This is a genomic window from Pseudomonas sp. BIGb0558 (genome assembly GCF_024807515.1).
In the GTDB taxonomy this organism is placed as follows: domain Bacteria; phylum Pseudomonadota; class Gammaproteobacteria; order Pseudomonadales; family Pseudomonadaceae; genus Aquipseudomonas; species Aquipseudomonas yamanorum_A.
Genome location: NZ_JANUEW010000002.1, coordinates 80,887 through 100,947 on the forward strand (window position 1 = coordinate 80,887; position 20,061 = coordinate 100,947).

General features: G+C 60.8%; 17 protein-coding genes. 6 read left to right on the forward strand and 11 right to left on the reverse strand.

Annotation, left to right across the window (positions count from 1 at the left end; all coding sequences use genetic code 11):
- Positions 1-113: 113 nt before the first annotated feature.
- The 4 genes from M2400_RS03730 to M2400_RS03745 all read right to left on the reverse strand — a co-directional run bounded on the left by M2400_RS03730 (position 114) and on the right by M2400_RS03745 (position 7,849).
- A complete protein-coding gene (locus M2400_RS03730) occupies positions 114-6,122 on the reverse strand; it encodes a dermonecrotic toxin domain-containing protein (protein ID WP_259195310.1) in 6,009 nt (2,002 codons plus the stop codon).
- The gene (locus tag M2400_RS03735) at positions 6,119-6,475 is read right to left on the reverse strand and encodes a hypothetical protein (protein WP_177114141.1); all 357 of its coding nucleotides are present in this window, start codon (positions 6,473-6,475) and stop codon (positions 6,119-6,121) included. Before M2400_RS03735 ends, M2400_RS03730 begins: the two co-directional genes overlap by 4 nt.
- A gap of 118 nt (positions 6,476-6,593) precedes the next feature.
- On the reverse strand, positions 6,594-6,899 hold the full coding sequence (locus M2400_RS03740; protein ID WP_177041353.1) for a chaperone modulator CbpM: 306 nt from the start codon (positions 6,897-6,899) through the stop codon (positions 6,594-6,596).
- Between the two features lie 2 nt (positions 6,900-6,901).
- A complete protein-coding gene (locus M2400_RS03745; protein WP_177041351.1) occupies positions 6,902-7,849 on the reverse strand; it encodes a DnaJ C-terminal domain-containing protein in 948 nt (315 codons plus the stop codon).
- A 288-nt stretch (positions 7,850-8,137) separates the two neighbouring features.
- Between M2400_RS03745 and M2400_RS03750 the strand changes: the two genes are divergently transcribed.
- On the forward strand, positions 8,138-9,406 hold the full coding sequence (locus M2400_RS03750) for an Hsp70 family protein (protein ID WP_093202293.1): 1,269 nt from the start codon (positions 8,138-8,140) through the stop codon (positions 9,404-9,406).
- Between the two features lie 117 nt (positions 9,407-9,523).
- Here the strand turns inward: M2400_RS03750 and M2400_RS03755 are convergent, their stop codons facing one another.
- The 3 genes from M2400_RS03755 to M2400_RS03765 form a co-directional block, all read right to left on the reverse strand.
- The gene (locus M2400_RS03755; protein ID WP_003217402.1) at positions 9,524-10,537 is read right to left on the reverse strand and encodes an AI-2E family transporter; all 1,014 of its coding nucleotides are present in this window, start codon (positions 10,535-10,537) and stop codon (positions 9,524-9,526) included.
- Positions 10,538-10,720: 183 nt separating this feature from the next.
- On the reverse strand, positions 10,721-11,035 hold the full coding sequence (locus M2400_RS03760; protein WP_177041349.1) for a PsiF family protein: 315 nt from the start codon (positions 11,033-11,035) through the stop codon (positions 10,721-10,723).
- A gap of 71 nt (positions 11,036-11,106) precedes the next feature.
- A complete protein-coding gene (locus M2400_RS03765; protein WP_177041347.1) occupies positions 11,107-11,895 on the reverse strand; it encodes a helix-turn-helix transcriptional regulator in 789 nt (262 codons plus the stop codon).
- Positions 11,896-11,992: 97 nt separating this feature from the next.
- Between M2400_RS03765 and M2400_RS03770 the strand changes: the two genes are divergently transcribed.
- The gene (locus M2400_RS03770) at positions 11,993-12,880 is read left to right on the forward strand and encodes a DMT family transporter (protein WP_259195309.1); all 888 of its coding nucleotides are present in this window, start codon (positions 11,993-11,995) and stop codon (positions 12,878-12,880) included.
- Positions 12,881-13,004: 124 nt separating this feature from the next.
- Here M2400_RS03770 and M2400_RS03775 read toward each other — a convergent pair whose 3' ends face one another.
- Together M2400_RS03775 and M2400_RS03780 are read right to left on the reverse strand one after the other, a co-directional pair.
- A complete protein-coding gene (locus M2400_RS03775) occupies positions 13,005-13,310 on the reverse strand; it encodes a multidrug efflux SMR transporter (protein ID WP_177041343.1) in 306 nt (101 codons plus the stop codon).
- A gap of 1 nt (position 13,311) precedes the next feature.
- Positions 13,312-13,953, reverse strand: coding sequence for an FMN-dependent NADH-azoreductase (locus M2400_RS03780; protein WP_259195308.1), 642 nt, complete (start codon positions 13,951-13,953; stop codon positions 13,312-13,314).
- Between the two features lie 124 nt (positions 13,954-14,077).
- Between M2400_RS03780 and M2400_RS03785 the strand changes: the two genes are divergently transcribed.
- Entirely contained in the window at positions 14,078-14,989 is a 912-nt protein-coding gene (locus M2400_RS03785) for a LysR substrate-binding domain-containing protein (protein WP_259195373.1), read from the forward strand.
- A gap of 99 nt (positions 14,990-15,088) precedes the next feature.
- The gene (locus tag M2400_RS03790; protein ID WP_259195307.1) at positions 15,089-15,619 is read left to right on the forward strand and encodes a bacterioferritin; all 531 of its coding nucleotides are present in this window, start codon (positions 15,089-15,091) and stop codon (positions 15,617-15,619) included.
- A 128-nt stretch (positions 15,620-15,747) separates the two neighbouring features.
- Here the strand turns inward: M2400_RS03790 and M2400_RS03795 are convergent, their stop codons facing one another.
- The gene (locus M2400_RS03795; protein WP_177041337.1) at positions 15,748-17,817 is read right to left on the reverse strand and encodes an AsmA family protein; all 2,070 of its coding nucleotides are present in this window, start codon (positions 17,815-17,817) and stop codon (positions 15,748-15,750) included.
- A 368-nt stretch (positions 17,818-18,185) separates the two neighbouring features.
- On the opposite strand from M2400_RS03795, the gene M2400_RS03800 reads away from it, so the two are divergent.
- Positions 18,186-18,635 carry a hypothetical protein gene (locus M2400_RS03800; RefSeq protein ID WP_177041335.1) on the forward strand — a complete coding sequence of 150 codons (450 nt, stop codon included), beginning with the start codon at positions 18,186-18,188 and terminating at the stop codon, positions 18,633-18,635.
- Positions 18,636-18,786: 151 nt separating this feature from the next.
- Positions 18,787-19,419: a TetR family transcriptional regulator gene (locus tag M2400_RS03805; RefSeq protein WP_177041333.1), complete on the forward strand. Its 633-nt coding sequence runs from the start codon at positions 18,787-18,789 to the stop codon at positions 19,417-19,419.
- A 4-nt stretch (positions 19,420-19,423) separates the two neighbouring features.
- On the opposite strand, the gene M2400_RS03810 is transcribed toward M2400_RS03805, so the two are convergent.
- A complete protein-coding gene (locus M2400_RS03810; RefSeq protein WP_259195306.1) occupies positions 19,424-19,903 on the reverse strand; it encodes a C40 family peptidase in 480 nt (159 codons plus the stop codon).
- Positions 19,904-20,061: the final 158 nt, after the last annotated feature.

Here is a 20,061-nt window from a genome sequence, read left to right on the forward strand (position 1 = left end):
CATGACGGGCTGTAAAGAATCCAACCTATCGAATTGCGCTGCCTGAACGTCCCTAGATATGTAGGTGAATCAAAATGCTCACCGGCAATGAACGACACCTGACGCAGGTGTACTTAGAGCGGATGCTTTTCCAGCAGCTCTCGGCTCAACGTCTCGATCAACTCGGACTCTTCTATCTGCCACTGCGCTGCCAGCGTATCGGCCTGCTCGGTATAAGCGCTGCCCGACAGTTCGCCCGATGAAGAGCGATCATGCAGGCTGGCCTGATGCACATCAAACGGTTTGCGCTTCGCCTCGAACTGCGGGCGGTAGGTGTTGGTCACATAGTCTTTCCAGAAGTCCCGCGCCAGCAATGCTTGAAATTCCGCCGGGGAGTTGTCCAGGGCAATGACCGCGTCGTACGCCTGATTGAGCATCGGCGCAGTGACTTGCCCCAACTGGATGAACCTGGCCTGGCTGGGCGCCGCCGGCAGCTTGAGGCGGTCCTTGAGGCCGTAGCGGTAAGCCAGGCGGATTTCGACTTCTTCCAGCAGGGCAATGCGGGCATCTTGTTCCAGAAGCGTCAGCCCCGGCGTGCTGCGGATCGCCGCCGTCCGACGCTCGATATCCGTCAGGGCCATTTTCTCCACTTCATCCAGGCGGAACAGCCCACGTGCCAACTTCAACAGCTGCGCCGCCTGCTGCCCCTGCTCTGCCTGGGACTCGGCCCGGTAGACCAGCGACATGATCTCCAGATTGCTGAACGACAAGGACGCACGGTCACAACACGCCGGGCGTCCCGCCCATTCGAACATTTGCTCGCGCAATGCTTCAGACTTGACACTGTCCTGGGTAATCGTATCGATGACCGCCCACACCCGCTGCTGCAGATCTTCTTCGCCAGCGCCGGCGTTTTCCAGGCCCGCGAGCAGGTTAAAGAACCCGTCAGCTTTCTCATGCCTGGCCAATGCTGACCATTGCGCCTCGCGCGTCGCCAGTTGGTCCGCTGGCAGGTCGACAGTCCAGCGCAGGATTTGCATAGAAACCTGAGGGTTCGGTCGAGTCGGCACGCCGGCGCCCACGGAATAAAACCTGAAACCCGATTCAGCCCGGTTACGTGCCAGGTCAGGATGCTCTCGCTCAAGGCGATCCCAGTAATCATTCAGCCGTTGCTGGGTTGCCTCGGACAGTGGGTTGTTGGCGAGGCTTGTTACGTTATTGGTCCGTGCGATCCGCTCCAGGTTTTCAGCCGAGGGTGCCACCACGCTGTCGGGAATGGTGGTGATCCGATTGTTGTCCAGCACAACCCAATCGAGCGACGGTTGCTCAAACAAACCCACCGGCCACGCCTCAAGTTGCGTATTGCCGAGAGCGAGTCCACGCATATCGGTGATTGCGCTGAAATCCGGCGCCATGCCCAGGGGATTATTCTGCAGCGACAACACTCTGAGGGTGGTTCGCTCGGACAACACTCGTGCGGTTTCAGCGGTCAATCGAATGCGGTTGAAGCTTAGATTCAGGCGGGTCAGGCCGTTCATGTGCTCCAGTGCCTGGGGCAGCCGTGTCAATTGGTTGCCCGCCATGTCCAGCCAGCGCACGTGCCGAAATCGCGTCAGAAAACCGTCCGGCGAACTGCTCAGCTCCATTTTCCTCAACTTCAACGAACCCACATGGCTGAAGTCGGCATCCAGGTCCGGCAGGCTCGGTAACCGCAGTTCGCTCAGGTTAAGTTCCAGGCCGATCGGAGTGCCGTCGCTAGCCAGTTGTTGTGCGGTCTCGCGCCGCCAGCAGCGCAGGATGCGACCCATCGCCTGGTACCGATGCTCTTGGGCAGCGTCCGCTTGTACTACCCGTCGAAGCGCCCTGTATCTTTGCGACTCGCCCACTCCGGAGAATGCCCAAGACGACAGCTGGCTGTTCAACCGCTCGTACTCTTGCTCCAGGGCTGCCAATTTCGCCTCCGCCTCCGCCTGCTCCAGCGGTTGCAGGAAGGCTTGCACCTGCTCATCGTCGAACTCGGGGTACAGATCGCGAACCCGGGTGGCCAGCGGGTCCAGTACCTCAAAGGCGCCGGGCTGCCCGCCCACCAATAGCTCCGGCCGCGTATCTGTCAGCCGTTGCGAATACGCCTTGAGCTGTTGATAGCCGTCCAAGGAAAACGGATTTCCTTGCAGCAGGGTCACGCGATTGATGCGGGCTTGCGCCTCCAGTTGTTCAGGCGCGGGATTGAGGATGGCGGGCGGCACTTCCCGCAATTGGTTGTTGCGCAGATCCACCAGTTGCAGGTTCGGTTGTTCCACAAGCCCAGTGGGCCACTGGCTGATGCCGGTGTCACTCAGGTTGAGACTCTGCAATTGGCGCAGCCCGCTGAAATCCAGCACGCGCCCCATCAACACATTTCGCTGCAGGTTCAGGGTTTGCAGCGTACTCAACCCCTCCAGCAGGGCGATATCCCTTGCACTCATGGGAATCAGGCAGTCACTCAAGTCCAGGTGAGCCAACTCTTTCATGTCGGCAACCGCCTCGGGAATACGGCTAAAAAACGCGACCTTGATACGCAGGCGCTTGAGCCGGGTAAACCTCTTGAGGAACCCACCGGCGCGATCCTTAAAGGTCGAACCATCAAGGACCAGTTCCTCAATATGGTTGAAGCTTGCGTTCAACGGGGGCAACTCTCTCGCCAATTGCAGGTTCAGTGTCGTACCACTGCGACGCTGCCAGCAGCGCTGGAGCTTGAGGGCGATGGCCTGTCTTTCCGCGATCTTCCAGCGGTGGTCGCCAGGTTGTGAGGCCGGCTCTTGCACCCAGGCCGACAACTCCTGTTTCAAGGTCGCAAACTCGCCCTCCAGCCGGCTCAATTCATTACGGGGAGAGCCGCCCAGGTTTTGCAGAAATGCATCGGCTTCACCCTCGGTAAAGTCGGGGTACAACTTGATGATCCGACCGCGTGGTGTGCGCAACAGGCTTGCCAGTTGCTGACGCAGGGGCATGCCACCGATCAGCCGCGAACCGGGCGCAAGATCAGGCTTGAGCACCCGCTGTTCATGCAACACCGACCGCAAGTCATCCCGTGGCAACGGCGCCTGTTCCACAGCCTGTTTCATCCGCAGGCCATCGCGCAAGGTGAAACCCAGCGCCTGCCGTTCCTCGGGCGACAGGTAGGACAGCACCGCGCAATACAGGCTGCCGGCACCGTCCTGGGCAAAGCCGGAGCCATCGTTGACCGACAACACGCCCCGCACTGGCGACTGCGCGTCGCCGATGCTGTCCAGCAGCCGGCCCTGTGGCCCGCCTTCTCGCAATTCAAACCGCGCCTGCGCCGGCCAGCCGGGCAGGGTTTCAAGGCTGCGCAACGCCAGCCGTTCGCTGTCGACACCGGCGGAAATATCCAGGTGCAGCCCTTCATAGGCCCGGGTCAGGCGCAGCTCCTGCTGGCACCACTGCGCCCACTGATCGATCCGTGGCGGCAGTTCACCGGGGCGGCCGAGGGCTTCCAGTTCCGCCTCGGTGGCGTGTTCCAGCAGTTGCTCCACCACGGCGTCCGGCAGGTGCCGGTAGCGCGCCTTGACCCGCCCGATCAAAGGGTCGGCGGCCGTATTCTGCGCATCGTAGAGGGATTCAAAAAGCGTCAGCCGGTTGTGCTGCGCATCGGCTGCGATCTCTTTGCGCCACGCGCGGGCCCTCTCGGCCACGCTCATCTGCGAGGTCCCGGGCACGCTGCTCATGTCCACTCGGTTGGCCTTGAACAGAACCAGCATGCTCTCCAGCAACGAGCCCTGAGTACGGGTGTCTTCACTGACCACAAACGTGACGCGCTGGGAGCTTCCTTGCGGCCCGGGCGGGTCTTCCCAGATAACCTTCATCCGGCTGTCCAACACCCGCCAGGCCGGCTTCTGCGGCAACAGGCCCTGGCTGCGCATGATTTTGAACTGCAAGCCCAGGTCCGCCTGGGCGAAGACTCGGGGATCATCACTGGCGATCTGCTGCGCGAAGGTTTCAAGGTCATGCTCGATACGAAAACGGCTGAGGGTGTCGCTGAGCTGCGCCGACGGCCGATCCTGCTCGACATACTGGCGGCGCAAGGTGTCGTAGTCGGCACCACAGGCCGTGCGCACGCGCTCAAGCTGGGCATCGCTCAGGGCCTGGGCGCGATACCCCAGGCGCTGCATCAGGGTCGGGCCGTCCCAGGTCAGCGGGTCTTCAGCGCCATGGGTCCAGATACCCGCTCCGTTGTGTTCCAGGGGCACCGCGTAGCCATCGGCACGGGTTGGATGGGGAATTTGATACTCGCCACTGACCGGGTTTTGTTCCACCACATGGTTGCCGCCGTCGAGGGGCAGAATGTGCTGGCCGTCATGGCGATGCAGGCCCAGCTCATCGGGCACTGACTCGGCGGGCAGCTTCACGTCGCTGCGATAGGGCACAAGGTCCGGTTTCCACAGGCGTTGCTCGCCGTTGGGCAACTTGACAGGCTGAAGTTCGTCGATCAACGGCGGCGTCTCAACCTTGGGCAATTTCGCCAGGCCCTTGCCGACCCCGGCCATCAGCCCCAGCATGGCCAGGTTCTGTGCCACGTCGATCAGGTGCTGCCGAGCGGCCTCGCGGTCACCCTGTTCCCACTCCATCACCCCTTCGAACGTCTCGTACAGCAGTTGCTCGACCATCACCGCCATCATCACTTCGCCCAGCACCGGCACGAACATCGACAGCAGGCCAACCGCCGCAAATCCGCCTTCCAGCCAGTGCGCAAGTTTCTGTGCGCGAACCCGCGCATCCACATCGGCGGTGGGCACGGCCTGGTGACGCGCATCGGTAATGATCTTGTCGCGCCCGCTCTCATACAAGTCAGTCCACAGGTCGACATTGGCCGACCACAGCCCATGCCGGGCGACGACCATCGGCTGCAGTTCAGCCCCCGCATCGGTTTGGCGTGTGGCCGTTTTTTCCGGCGGCCATTCCTGAGGCTTGAGCAGCATCGACGCGAGCGGGTTCGTCACGTCGAAGACGCTCTGGAACACCGGCGACTTCACGACGGTGCTGAGCATTGAAGTGGCGTTCGACTCGGCCCGGGTAAACCGACTGAAGTAATACGGGTGCTTGGCGGCGTCGACAAACTGGCTGAAAAACCGCTGATAACGCGTGGGTTGCGGGCCCGTCGCCGCCGTGACCTGGGCCGGGTCCGTCGCCAGCAATTGGCGGGTGAGTTCTTTCTTCAAGTCATCAAAGCGGTTGTAACGCTTGAACGGATGCTCGGGATCATGGGGCACGTAGACAATGGAGACTTCGCCGTAGCGGTATTTTTCGGTGAGCTCGAACGACACGCAGCCCTTGAGCTTGAGCCCCATGACACTGAGCGAAGAAAACCACACCGGCTTGCCGCGCAGCGTAGGGTTGCGTTCGCCGTTAATGACCTGCAGCACCATGGCGTAGTCATCCGCCTCGATGTCTTTCTTGACCAGGGCCATGTAGGCCGCCGCTTTCATCGCATCCTTCTGGCTGGTGATGATGGCCTCGCGCAGGACGGTGTCGACGTGCGCCTCTTCGGTCCCCAGGTTGTCCTTGAGGTAGGCCTGGTACTGCGCGCCAATGTCCAGGCTGCGGCACAAGTTGATGAACTGCTCGATAGTCAACGAGGTACTGACCGGCGCACCGTCCTTGGTGACGAATTTGGACGCCTCGTCATAGAAGTCCGCGCCGCCTTCGTCCGCTTCGAAGTTGTGCAAGGCCGCGTGCAGGAGCGAGACGTTCAACACATTGAACTCCCCGACCTTGAGGTCAAACACCCCCAATTTCACGGACTTTTCCAGCTTGATAAAGGTGTCGTCGACATCCAGTTCAACCTTGAAACGATCCTTGAGCGCCTTGACCAGTAGCGGTTTGGCAAACGCCTCGACCGCCGGCACGTTGGCCATGCGGCCATCCACCGCTTGCTGCGATTGCAGGCTGGTGCGGGTGTAGCGTTTCAGGGTCTGGCGTTGCTCGGATGTCAGGCCCTGGAACCAAGGCAACTGATCAAACGCATTCACCTGCTTCTCCAGACGCTGTCGGGCAAATGCCTGGATCAGCCACTCGGGCACTGCATGGGTAATAAAGTCCTGATTGGACAGGGACAGGTCCGGAGTGCTTGCTTGCCGTGATGTCATGCTCGCGCGCTCTGCACGTTGAATGAGGGTTGCAAGCCCAATGCCCTTGAGCACCGTTCCGGCCCCCCTTGGCTGGATAGTCTGGTGGCCCACAGGATCTGGTCGGTCAACGCCACGAATCGGGCGAAGAATTGCTGATGCTCCGTGGGCTCGACCATGGTTGGGCGACCGAGGCCCGGTTTGGGCCAGTTTTTCAGCCGGCGCGTCAGCTCCTGCTCGAACGGGTCAAAGGTTTCATAACGCTTGATCGGGTGTTCCGGGGTGGCGTGGATCAGGCTCTGGGGAATGGCAGCCTTGATGTGGTCGTAGTGACGGCGCTGAACGCCGGAAACGGGCGTTTGAGAGGTTGGCATACACACCTTCCTTGGAAGAGGAGAAAGGTGATTACCTTAATCACCCACCTTCCAGGGCCGGGCGTAACTATGTAGCGGGCAGGTAGCGGACAGGTAGCGGGCAGGTAGCGGGCAGCGCTTACTCGACGACGAGGCGGCCCAACCGCTGCTTGAGCATCTGGTTTTCGGCACGCAGTTGCTGCACTTCTTCCAGCAGGTCCAGCGCCAGGGCGACGCCTTCCCATTCCAGCTCCAGGTCCTTTTGCAGCGCCGACGCACGCTTGGCCAGGGCCAGTTCGTAATCGGTGAAACGCCAGGACTCCGGACTCGTCCCCACCGGTTCAACAATGCCGTGCTCGACGATTTCGATCACGTAGGCCACCGACAGATCGGTGGCCTCACAGAATTCTGCCATGTTCACTTGAACCAAACGGGGACTGCTCATCGTTAGCTACTCCATGATTCTCTTGGATCGAAGGCGGCTTTTTGTGCCAGTTCCTGCCACAACGCCTTGACCTCGTCGTCGGTGTTTTTCGGCATCACCGCCTTGAGTTGCACAAACAGGTAACCGCGCTGCCCGGCCTTGTTCAACAAGCCGTGGCCCTTGGCGCGCATGCGCTGGCCGTTCTGGCTGCCGGCGGGCACCTTGAGGTTGATCTTGCCAGTGAGGGTCGGCACCGCCACCTCGGTACCCAGCGCGAGCTCCCACGGGGCCAGCGGCAGGGTGATGATCAGGTCTTCGCCTTCCACATCGAATTTGGGGTGCGGCGCGAACTTGATGATCAAGTACAGATCACCTGCGGCCCCACCGCCAATCCCCGGCGCGCCCTGGCCCTTGAGGCGGATGCGCTCGCCGTCGGTCACACCGGCCGGGATCTTCACGTTCAGGCTCTTGGTGGTGTTGCTGACGTGCTGGCCGGCCGCGTTGTACTGCGGCACCTGGAAGTTGACCTGCTTGGACTCGTTGGACAGGGTCTCTTCGAGGAAGACCGGCAGTTCCATTTCCACATCTTGCCCTCGACGCCCGGCACTGCGGCCCTGGGCGCCACCAAAACCGTTGCCGCGGGAACCGAAGATCGAGCTGAAGAAGTCCGAGAAGTCGCCGGTGTCCTGGCCACCGCCGCCGTAGCCGCCACGGCTCTGCCAGCCTGGCGGGCCCTGGAACGGCTGGCCATGCTGGCCGTATTTGCGCAAATCGTCGTATTCGGCGCGCTTGTCGGCGCTTTTCAACGCTTCATAGGCTTCGGACGCGTCCTTGAACTTGGCTTCAGCGTCCTTTTCCTTGCTCACGTCGGGGTGATATTTGCGCGCCAGCTTGCGATAGGCGGCCTTGATCGTCTTGTCGTCGGCAGTCGGCTCGACGCCGAGAATCTTGTAATAGTCTTTGAAGTCCATCGGGGGTTTCACCGTCCGTTATCGATATCGCACTGCCAGCGTCACAGCATGCGCCTGTTTGCGGCGTCTGGATTGACCGATCTCAATCTTGTGACCGAAGGGTGCGTCAGAAGTTTATCGGCGCTGCGGGCAGAATCCTGCAGCCACCAACCGTATGGAGGGGATTTGGGGGCAAACACCGGGCTTTCAAGGTAACAAGTGTGCTGTATTTAGCGGATAGTCGGCCTACGCATCTGCACGCGGGTGGCATACACTGCGCGGCCGTTTTTCAACCGGAACCCGATTGACATGAAAAACCCATCCCCAGCCCGTGCCTGCGGTATCGACTTCGGCACGTCCAACTCCACCGTCGGCTGGATTCGTCCCGGCATGGAAACGCTTATCGCGCTGGAGGACGACAAGATCACGCTGCCGTCGGTGGTGTTCTTCAACTTCGAAGAGCGCCGCCCGGTGTACGGCCGCCTGGCCCTGCACGAGTACCTGGAAAACTACGAAGGCCGGCTGATGCGCTCCCTCAAGAGCCTGCTGGGTTCCAAGCTGATCAAGCACGACACCAGCGTATTGGGCACGGCGATGCCGTTCACCGATCTGCTGGCGCTGTTTATCGGCCAGCTCAAGAGCCGCGCAGAGACCACCGCCGGGCGTGAGTTCGACGAAGTGGTGCTGGGCCGCCCGGTGTTCTTCGTCGATGACGACCCGATGGCCGACCAGGAAGCCGAAAACACCCTGGTGGACGTGGCCCGCAAAATCGGCTTCAAGGACATCTCGTTCCAGTACGAGCCGATCGCCGCGGCGTTCGACTACGAGTCCACCATCGAGAAAGAAGAGCTGGTGCTGATCGTCGACATCGGCGGTGGTACCTCCGACTTCTCCCTGGTGCGCCTGTCGCCCGAGCGTCGCCAGATCGACAACCGCCACGACGACATCCTCGCCACCGGCGGCGTGCACATCGGCGGGACCGACTTCGACAAGCAACTCTCCCTGGCCGGCATGATGCCGCTGTTCGGCTACGGCAGCCGCATGAAGAGCGGCGCCTACATGCCCACCAGCCACCACATGAACCTGGCGACCTGGCACACCATCAACTCGGTGTACTCGCAAAAATCCAAGCTGGCATTGGGCAGCATGCGCTACGACATCGAGGACACCGGCGGCATCGACCGCCTGTTCAACCTGATCGAACAGCGCGCCGGGCACTGGCTGGCGATGGAAGTGGAAGAAACCAAGATCCAGCTGACCCAACAGGACAGCCGCCATGTGCTGCTGGACCGGGTTGAGCCTGGGTTGAGCGTGGAATTGAGCCGGGCGTTGTTCGAGTCGGCCATTGATGGCCTGCTGGAGCGCGTGCGCAACAGCGTGACCCAGTTGCTCAACGATGCCTCGGTGGACGTGGCCCAGGTGGACACGGTGTTCTTTACCGGCGGTTCCAGCGGGATCCCGGCGCTGCGCCACAGCATCTCGGCGATGCTGCCGAATGCGCAGCATGTGGAAGGCAATATCTTTGGCAGTATTGGCAGTGGCCTGGCGATTGAGGCCAGCAAGCGCTACGGCTACTGATTACACGGCTTGTGTGGCGAGGGAGCTTGCTCCCGCTGGGGTGCGAAGCGCCCCTAAAAACTGGGCCTGCTACGCAGTCCAACGGGAGCAAGCTCCCTCGCCACAAAAAGCGGATCGCTACACCATCCCCGCCAGCTTCAACTCACTCTTCAAGTACGCGTAATAAATCGGCCCCGCCACCACGCCCGGCAGGCCGAAGGCGGCTTCGAACACCAGCATCGCCAACAACAATTCCCACGACTTGGCACTGATCTGCCCGCCGACAATCCGCGCGTTGAGGAAATACTCGACCTTGTGGATCACGATCAGGTAACCCAACGCCGCCACCGCCACCCAGATCGACAGCGACAAGGCCACGATGGTGATCAAGGTGTTGGACATCAGGTTGCCGATCACCGGCAGCAGGCCCAGCAGGAACGTCAGCACGATCAGGGTCTTGGTCAGCGGCAGGTGAATCCCGCACAGCGGCAGCACCACCGCGAGGAAGATCGCCGTGAACGCAGTATTCAGCGCGGCGATCTTGATCTGGGCGAAGACGATGTTGCGAAAGGCCTGGACCAGCAGGTGCAGGCGATCAAACAGGGCAGCCGCCAGGGGTTTGCGCTTGGTGAGGTCCGGCACGCGTTGCAGGGCGATGATCGCGCCCAGCACCATGCCGATCAGCAGGGTCACGAACATGTGCGCGGCGTCTTTGCCCACCAGTTGCAGTTCGCTGAGGTGTTTGCTCAGCCATTCGCCAATGGCCACGCGGAACTCGGCAGCACTGGCCGGCAGGTAGGCGTCGAGGAACGGCGGCAACTGGCCGCGGGCACGGTCGACCACGCCCATGAATTTATCGAGGGAAGCCCCAGGGTTTTCCGCTTCGTGCAGCAGGAAGCTGATGGCCCCGGCAAAAATCAGGGTCAGGATGCTGACGATCAAGGTCCCCAGCAACGCCACTGCCAACCAGCGCGCACGCCGGCCTTCGATCAGGCGCTGCAATTGCGGGGTGAGCATGTTGACCAGCTCATACACCAGCAGCCCGGCCAGCAGGCTCGGCAGCAACTTCAACGGCAAAACCAGCAGCAGCCCGCCAAAAATAAGCACGCAACTGACCAACAACAACACGTGACGCTGAGAAAACGTTGGCATACAGCCTCAAAACGAACGGCGTTAAAGGATGGGCAGTCTGCCAGCCTTGGGGAAATCAAGCGAGAAGTCTAAACGCGGTCCAATGTGGGAGCTGGCTTGCCTGCGATGGCGGAGGGTCAGTCAGCAGAGGCATCGACTGTCAGATCGCGATCGCAGGCAGGCCAGCGCCCACAGGTTTGTGCATTATTTCTTCAGGCAGGTGCTCATAAAGGTTTTACGCGCATCGCCGGTCAGCGCCTGGGTTTTCGCCGTGGCGTTGCAGTCTTTCATCTTCTGCTGCTGTGGGGTGAGGGTCTTGGCGTCGTTGGCGGCCGGGGCGGCCGACAGGCACGTTTTCATGAATGCCTTGCGATCATCACCGGTCTTGCCACTGGTCTTGGCTTCGGCGTTGCACGAGGTCATTTTTTGTTGCTGAGCCGTCTGTGCGGCAGTCGCGGCAAAGCCTTGAGAACACAACAGCAAGCCCATCATCAACAGCGGAATACGCAGCATCTTCATGGAGTTTTCTCCCTGTTACCGTGCCGAGGGGCACGGCCTCTCCAGCAGTGTAGTCAAACCCTGTTACACGTTCACCTGCTGCGGATATTCGTCCGACGGTACTGCTCCGGAGTGCAGCCCGCCTGGCGTTGAAACATGGCGATGAACGCCGAGGCGGTGCTGTAGCCCAGGTCAAACGCCACTTCCTGGACGCTGCGCGAGCTGTCCAGCGCTTCGATGGCCACAAGAAAACGCAGGCGTTGGCGCCATTCACCGAAACTCATTCCCAGTTCGCGTACGAATTGCCGGGCCAGGGTGCGCTCGCTGACATGTGCCTGTTCCGCCCACTGGGCCAGCGCGCGGTTATCGCCGGGATCGGCCTGCATGCCCTCCAGCACGCCGAGCAGCCCGGGATGGCTGGCATACGGCAGGAAACAATCATGCACCGGGGCCTGCCGGAGCTGGTCGACCAGCACCTGGGCCAGGCGCACATCGGCTTCATTCTCGGGAATATTCACGTCGCGCTCGGCGAAGTCACTGAGGATCGCCTTGAGGATATCGCTGACGCTCAGGGTGCACGGCTGCGCCGGCAAGTGCTCGCACAGCGCGGGCGCCAAGTACACCGAGCGATAGACAATCGCCTGGGCGTTGTAGGAGCTGTGCTGGGTGTTCGGCGGGATCCACACCGCGTATTGCGGTGGCGACATGAAGCGGCTGCCCGCTACTTCAAAGCGCATCACGCCACGGGCCGAGTAGTCCAAAGAACCCCATGCATGCTGGTGGGCGCTGGCGTGGGTGTCGGCCTCGAACTCCGAATATCGGAAGTACACCGGGGACGGCAGTTGGTCGAAATCGGGAAGGTTGATGTACTTCTTGAGCATATTGTCTGGATACAAAGGTCGGATGGCTGGATCGAAGTATAGGCTTCGATCCAGACAAAGGATAATTGGCCCTCATAGACGCAACGGGTTCCTTTCCATGCAATACGCTTATCCGTTACTGGCCATTTTTATCTGGGCCGGCAATACCGTGGTCAACAAGCTCGCGGTGGGGACGATTTTTCCCGCCGAGATCGGCTTTTATCGCTGGCTGCTGGCGGGGTTGCTGTTTACCCCGTTCATGCTCAAGCCGGTCATCGCCAACTGGCCGCTGATCCGCCCGAACCTGGGCAAGATCTTCATCCTCGGCGTGCTGGGCATGGCGGTGTATCAGAGCCTGGCGTATTACGCCGCAAGCCTGACCTCGGCCACCAACATGGGCATCATCCTCTCGCTGATGCCGCTGATGGCCCTCACGGCCGCCATCATCAGCCTCGGCCAGCGCCTGACCTTTGGCGCCCTCACCGGTGCCGTGCTGTCGTTCGCCGGCGTGGTGGTGGTGGTTTCCGCCGGCAGTCTCAGCGCCCTGCTGCAACACGGGCTGAACCTGGGTGACGCGATGATGCTGGTGGCCACCCTCGCCTACGCGGTCTACAGCACCCTGCTGAAAAAATGGCAGCTGCGGTTGCCGCCACTGGTGTTGCTGTATTTGCAGATACTGGTGGCGGTGGTGGTGCTGTTTCCACTGTTCCTGTTCTCCGACAAGGCCGGCCTTGGCTGGTCGAATATCCCGCTGGTGCTGTATGCCTGCCTGCTGGCCTCGATGCTCGCGCCCTTGGCCTGGATGCACTCGGTGAAAACCCTGGGCCCGAGCCGCACCACGCTGTTTTTCAACCTGCTGCCGTTGATCACCGCACTGATTGCCGCGGTGGTGCTGAAGGAGCAGTTGGCGATGTATCACCTGGTGGGTGGCTTGCTGACGTTGGGCGGGGTGATTTTGTCGGAGCGCTGGACGACGCCGGTTCGCAGCAAGGTCAGTGTTGCCTGATCTGACGCCATCGCAGGCAAGCCAGCTCCCTCATTTGATCGGCATTTAGCCGGACAACTCGGTCCAGTGTGGGAGCTGGCTTGCCTGCGATGAACGATAACCCGGCCTGCCGGTTGCCATGACGCTACTTGAGCCCCACCACACCGGCGACGATCAGCCCCACCGACACCAGCTTGACCAGCGTCAGGCTCTCCCCCAAAAACATAAACCCGAGAAAGACCGTGCCCAATGAGCCGATGGCCGTCCAGATCGGGTAGGCAACACTCACCGGCAGCTCCCGCATGGCCAGGGTCAGGAAATAAATTCCGCCCACCGCCGCGATGACCGTGATCAACGATGGCCACAGGCGGGTGAACCCCTCGGCGTACTTCATGCTCATGGCGAACGTCACTTCGAACCCGGCCGCGATCAACAGGAAGAACCAGGACACGTCAGAAGCTCCCGGCCAGATCGCGCAATTGGCCCTCAACGGCGTCACAGGAACGGCGGAACACCTGCGGATCAGACTCCTCGCCCTCGGCCGCAATCACCGTGACGTCGGTGATGCCGATAAACCCCAACGCCGTTCGCAGGTGCGGATCGGCATGGTTCATCGCCTCGTTTTCACCGCCCGGGCCAAAGCCACTCCCGCCGCGACTGGTGATGATCAGGGCCTTTTTGCCCAGCAGTAACGGCTGGTACTGGGCGATGCCCTGGCTGTCCTGGGTGATGTCCACGGTGTGGCCCATGCGCACGACCTGGTCGATCCAGGCCTTGAGGCCGCTGGGAATCCCGAAGTTGTACATCGGCACGGAAATCACCAGCAGCTCATGTTCGATCAACTCGGCTACCAGCTCATTGCTCAGCTGCAAATCGGCGTGCATGGACAAGGGCATCGACTGCGGCTCGGGGTGGAAGCTGGCGGCAATGAACGCTTCGCTGACATGGGGAATCGAGGCACGGCCGACTTCGCGGCGGGTCAGGTGCGCGTCGGGGTTCGCGGTGTGCCACCCAGCGAGAAAGACCTCGGCCAGGCGCCGGGAATGGGAACGCTCACCACGGGGGCTGGAATGGATCGCAAGCATTTTTTTCATCTGTAGACCTTCACGCGCTAGACTCAGGCAACCTGAATGGCTGCCTCTGTTGCACACAAATCTAGAGATGCGCAGCTTGCCTCACAAATGAGCAATAGTTGCTTTGGATGAGATCAATTCATCCATGGAGCCTTACATGTTTGCCTCGCTGCCCCTGACCGCCCTGCGCGCCTTTGAATCGGCCTCGCGCCTGCTGAGCTTCAAGGCCGCCGCCCAGGAGTTGTCGGTGACGCCGACGGCCGTGTCCCATCAGATTCGCTCCCTGGAAACCTGGCTCGGCGTGCCCCTTTTCGAACGCCTTCCGCGCCAGGTGCGCCTGACGGAATGTGGCGAGCGGCTGTTCCACAGCCTGCACGGAGCCTTGCTGGACGTAGCGCAAAGCGTCGACACCCTCCGCCCGCAGCGCAGCGCCGGCCATCTCACGCTGTCTACCACGCCCGCGTTCGCCGCCTTGTGGCTGGTGCCGCGCCTGGGGCGCTTCTATGCCGCCCACCCGGATATCAGCCTGCGCCTGGACACCAACTGCGATGCGGTCAACCTGCAGCAGGATGCAAGCATCGACCTGGTGATTCGCTACAGCGCCAGCAGCTACCCCGAGCTGTTTGGTTTATGCCTGTTCGATGAGTCGTTCGCGGTGTATGGCTCACCCGCACAGGTCGCACTGGCCGCCCGGCAGACGCCACAGTTGATCAGCGTGTATTGGCACAGTTGCAAACTCTTCACCGCCGCCTGGAAAGACTGGTGCGCCAAAGCCGCTGAGAACTGGCTGCAGTCACCACAGTTGATCCGCGAATACGACGAAGAACACTACGCCCTGCAGGCAGCGATTGCCGGCCAGGGCCTGGTATTGGCCAGCAACATCCTGGTCTCGGAAAGCGTGGCAAATGGACTGCTGGTGCCCTACCGGCCAGAGATCAGTGTCGACGGTTCCGGCTACAGCGCCCTGTGCGTTCCGGGCCGTGAACGGCACCCGCCGGTCCGGGCGTTCTTTGAGTGGTTGCAGGAGGAAGCGCAACTGTCGGGGCACGCGCTGTAAAATCCGATAAAACTTTTTGCGTTGCCTGGGACTCACAATTGGATGCGATCACGCCGACAGAGCGTGGCGTAAAACCGGATCAGCCCCAGGAGAATCAAGATGACCGACTCACATTTGTCTGACATAGCCACCCTGCGTGACCGCGCCCGCAAGAACGTCGAAAACGGTGCCGTGACTGAAGGCTACGACGCCGATCGCCAGGAAATCCTGCGCCTGCTCAACGAATCCCTGGCCACCGAACTGGTGTGCGTGCTGCGCTACAAGCGCCACTATTTCATGGCCAATGGCGTCAAGGCCCATGTCGCCGCCGAGGAATTCCTTGAGCACGCCACCCAGGAAGCCGAACACGCCGACAAGCTGGCCGAGCGCATCGTGCAATTGGGCGGCGAGCCGGAGTTCAACCCCGACCTGCTGTCGAAGAACTCCCACGCGCAGTACGTGGCTGGCAACACCCTGAAGGAAATGGTCTACGAAGACCTGGTGGCCGAGCGCATCGCGGTGGACAGCTACCGCGAGATCATCCAGTACATCGGCGACAAAGACCCGACCACTCGCCGGATCTTCGAAGACATCCTGGCCCAGGAAGAAGAACACGCCGATGACATGGCGGATATTCTGCAGGACCTCTAACTAACACCGCAAAACTCATGTGGGAGCGGGCTTGCCCGCGATAGCATCACCTCGGTGCAACTGAAATACCGAGGTGCCTGCATCGCAGGCAAGCCAGCTCCCACATTTTTTGGTCCCGGCTTCTCCAGTTAGCCTTTCACCGTCTTCGGTGCCTTGCCTTCCTTCATCTGTTGCAGCAACGGCGCACACTGGTTCGGCTCATCACCGCTCGGTGCCACCAGCGCCAGCAAGCCCGCCGCCGGTCCGGCAATCACGCCGAGCGCAACCATGCCCGCGCCACGCAACATCAACGGCACGGCCTTTACCCCCGCATTGGGCTTGATAAACGGCCCATTGACGTACAGCGGCGAGCGCAGTGAAAACAGGCGGAAGCCCTTGGACTCCGGCGTGATGGTCAGGTCCAACTGTTCGCTGGCCATGTTCGCCGTGCCATCGATGTAGATGATGGCGTTCTCGGTATCGAACACAAACAGGCGAGTCGTCGCCAGGCCGGACTTGATACCGAAGTCGGCGGCCGCGCAGTTGATCTTCACTTCCTTGTCGCCAAACAGGCGGCCGACCACGTAGTTGCCCACGTTGAGCCCGGCGATTTCCATCAGGCTGCGGCTGATGGCGCCGTCGTTGATCAACATCTTCAGATCGCCATTCGAGGTGCCGAGCAAGGCTGCGACAGAGTTGCCGCGCCCGGAAATGTCCGCGTCGCCGTTGAGTTCACCAAAGCTGGTCTTCATCGGCTCGAAGGTCGGGAACAACTGCTTGAGCTTGAAGTTGCGAGCGGTAAGTTTGGCCTGGCCTTCCATCGGCGTGATGCGCCCGTTGAGGCGGATCTGCGCGTCGAGCTTGCCGCCGGCCACGCCGAAACGCAGGGGCTCCAGGCTCAACTGGCCGTCGTTGAGCACCAGGTGGGTATAGAGGTCGGTGAACGGCAAATCAGCACTGTGGACGATGCGCTTGCCGGTGAATTCAACGTCGGCATCCATATCGCGCCAGCGCTCGGTGCGGAACTCTTCCACCGGCAGCACCTTGGTTGCCGGCTGCTTGCTTTCGCCGCCACGGGCCTTTTGTTTGGCGTTGGAGTCGGCACCAATCAATGGCGCCAGGTCAGTCATCAACAATTGGTTGGAGACCAACGCACCCGTGAGTTTGGGCCGGGGTTGGCTGGCGACATAGCCCAGGTTGCCGTGGATATCGCTGTTGCCGATCTTGCCGTTGAAGTTTTCATACTGGAACGACGCACCGCTGGCCTCATGCAGCTTGGCGATCAGGTGGCCGTCGGTGGAATAGGCCGGCGAATCCGGCAAGGTCACGCCGGTCAGCGGGTACAGGTTGCCCAGGCTGCTGCCGGAGAGTTTGAGGCGCAGGTCGAGAGCGCCGAGGTTCATCGGATCGGTCAGGGTGCCGGCCAGGGCGATGCTGGTGTCGCCGATCCTGGCCTGGGCTTGCAGCGGGAACGGCTTGGCCGCGTCCTGCAGCGCCAGCAGGCCACCGATCTTGCCGGTGCCATCGAGTTTCTGGCCGTGGTACTGGCCTTTGACCTTGAGGCCGAACGCGTAATCCTGCGGCGCCGAGCCTTTTTCCAGGGCCTTTTTGGCATCGGCATCACCGACGATCTCGCCGAAAGGAATCGGCTTGCCCAGCAGGTCGATCACCACGTCAAGCTGGGTCTTGAGGGTTTGGTCGTCGAGGGTCACGTGGCCCTTGTCGAAGCCGATGGCGCCGATATCCACCACCCAGTTGGACGGTTCGGCGTTGGGGTCCTTGGGGTCGAACTTGAAGGTCCAGTTGGCGCGACCATCGGCGAGGCGCTGCAATTGCGCGCTCGGTTCGGTGAGGTCGATACGCGGGATCACCACGCGCTGGGCCAGCAACGCCAGGGGCGAGATGCGCAGTTCCACGCGCTTGAGGGTGACCATCTGCGGGGTTTTCGACCAGTCGGGGTTGCCCAGGGTCAGGTCTTCGGCAATCACATGGGGCCACGGAATCCAGGCGCGCCAGCCGCCTTCGTCAGGCTCGCGCTGCCACACCACGGCCAGGTTGCCGTTGATAGCAAAGTCGCGATGCAGCTCTTCGGAGACCTTGGCGTTGAGCGGCGGCTTGATCCGGTTCCAGTCGAAGAACACCAGCACCAATACCACGATGGCGATTAACAAAACGAAGCTGGCGCAGCTCCAGGCGAGAATTTTACGAGTGCGCGTCATTGCACAGGACTCCAGGTTACGACTGAGCGGGCGCCTTGGGGCGCACGTTTTGACTACAGCTTATATGGCTACGACTGACAAACGGCGCGGGGGTTTAACCCCATCGATGAATTAGCCGTAAAAACAGATTTTTCTGATCAACCGGACAGCTTCAATCATCAACGACGCACCGTTGTTACCCACGATCGTGTCGAAAATACCCACCACGGTGCAAAACCGCGGGCTTGAGACGTGCGAGATAGAGCCCTCGCAGGGAACAATCAATTCTGTTGATTATTACCATTGTGTTTATGAACTTTTATATCGACTTATCAAGAGTAGCATTAGCCCTGTACCCAATTTATCGCCCTCCCAAGGAGCAACCCATCATGAAACGCCAATTACTCGCAAGCTTTGTACTTTCCGTCCTGGCCACCAGCGCATTTGCCCTGCCAGCTGCTGAACAGGCCACCCCACAAGTGAAAGCCGATGCATCCCACGTAAGCCAGACCCTGGCCCGCAGCGGTGCTTCGGACAAGAACAACACCGACTACAACGGCAGCATCACTGAAAACGGTTCGGAACAAGCCAACAAACGCGCTTACACCGAAGGCGTTGCTGAAGGTGGCCGTGATCGTCTGGAACAGAAAGGCCTGGTTGAAGGTGGCGCTGATCGCCTGATGGAACGCAACGCTGTTGCCGAAGGTGGCCGTGATCGCCTGGAACAGAAAGGCCTGGTTGAAGACGGTTCGAGCCGTGCCAACAAACGCGCTTATGCTGACGGCGTAGTGGAAGGCGGTGCTGACCGTCTGCAAGAACTGCATCAAGCACAGAGCTAAGCCCGTGCTGGCCCTGGAAAAAAGCCCGATCACCCGATCGGGCTTTGACTTTGTGTGAACCGCAACGCCCTTCTCCCTTTTGAAGTTCGACGCTGGCAAAGCTGATTTGCTAGAGTGCGTCGCTGTCCTTGTCCACAAAGCCCGCCTGCCAATGCTGCCCCGTGCCGAACAGAAGCAACAGACCCGACTCGCCCTGATGGACGCAGCCCGCCATCTGATGGAGTGTGGCCGTGGGTTTGGCAGCCTGAGCCTGCGTGAAGTGGCCAAGACCGCCGGCATCGTGCCCACCGGTTTCTACCGTCACTTTGCCGATATGGATCAGTTGGGCCTGGTCTTGGTCAGTGAAGTCGGCCAGACCTTTCGCGCGACGATCCGCCTGGTGCGCCACAACGAATTCGTGATGGGCGGCATCATCGACGCCTCGGTGCGAATTTTCCTCGATGTGGTCACCGCCAACCGTTCGCAATTCCTGTTCCTGGCCCGTGAGCAATACGGTGGCAGCCTTGCCGTTCGCCAGGCCATCGGCGCCTTGCGCGAAGACATCGCCAGCGACCTCGCCGCCGACCTGACCTTGATGCCCAAGCTCCAGCACCTGGATGCCGACGGTTTGCACGTGATGGCCGACCTGATCGTCAAGAGCGTGTTCGCCACCTTGCCCGACATCATCGACCCACCGGCAGAAGCCTTGCCGCCGCACCTCACGCCTCAAGCCAAGATCACTCAGCAACTGCGCTTTATCTTTATCGGCCTCAAGCACTGGCAAGGCCTGGGCAGCACCGAATAGGCCGTCAGTGGAAACGCTTGGCCGTGATGTAGTTCCTGCTCCAATAACTGTTGGCGAGCGAATCGATGCGCACACTCTTGCCCGTGCGTGGCGAGTGAATGAATTTCCCCTCACCTATATAGAGCCCGACGTGGCTGACCTGCCCGCGCCCATTCCCACGGAAAAACACCGCATCCCCCGGTTTCAATGCATCGCGCTTGACCGTGGCCGCCGTTGACCGGTGCATCGCCGTCGTGGTGCGAGGCAGATGAATGTTGGCTTCGGTCTTGAACAGGTAAACCAGGAAGCTGCTGCAATCGAAGCCCTGCCTCACCGAGGTGCCACCCAGCTTGTAGGGCGTGCCCAGCAGTGAATGGGCGCGTTCGATCACGTTGTCGATAGAAGACGATGGTGCGAAGGACGGGGCACGCTGGAGATTGGCCGAGGCGGATGAAATCGCCAGCGACAGGCTGACAATCAATAAACAGAGAAATGACTTGAACATGGTGGAAACCGCTGTGGATTAAATACGGAGCGGAATCCTAATGAAACGGCGCGTAACTCGACGCACGGCAAATCCTGCAAGTGCGTAGGGAAAATCCCAAGAAACCAAAACTCGCAAAAGATGAAAGAAATTTCATGCAGCGAGCAATGGAATTCAAC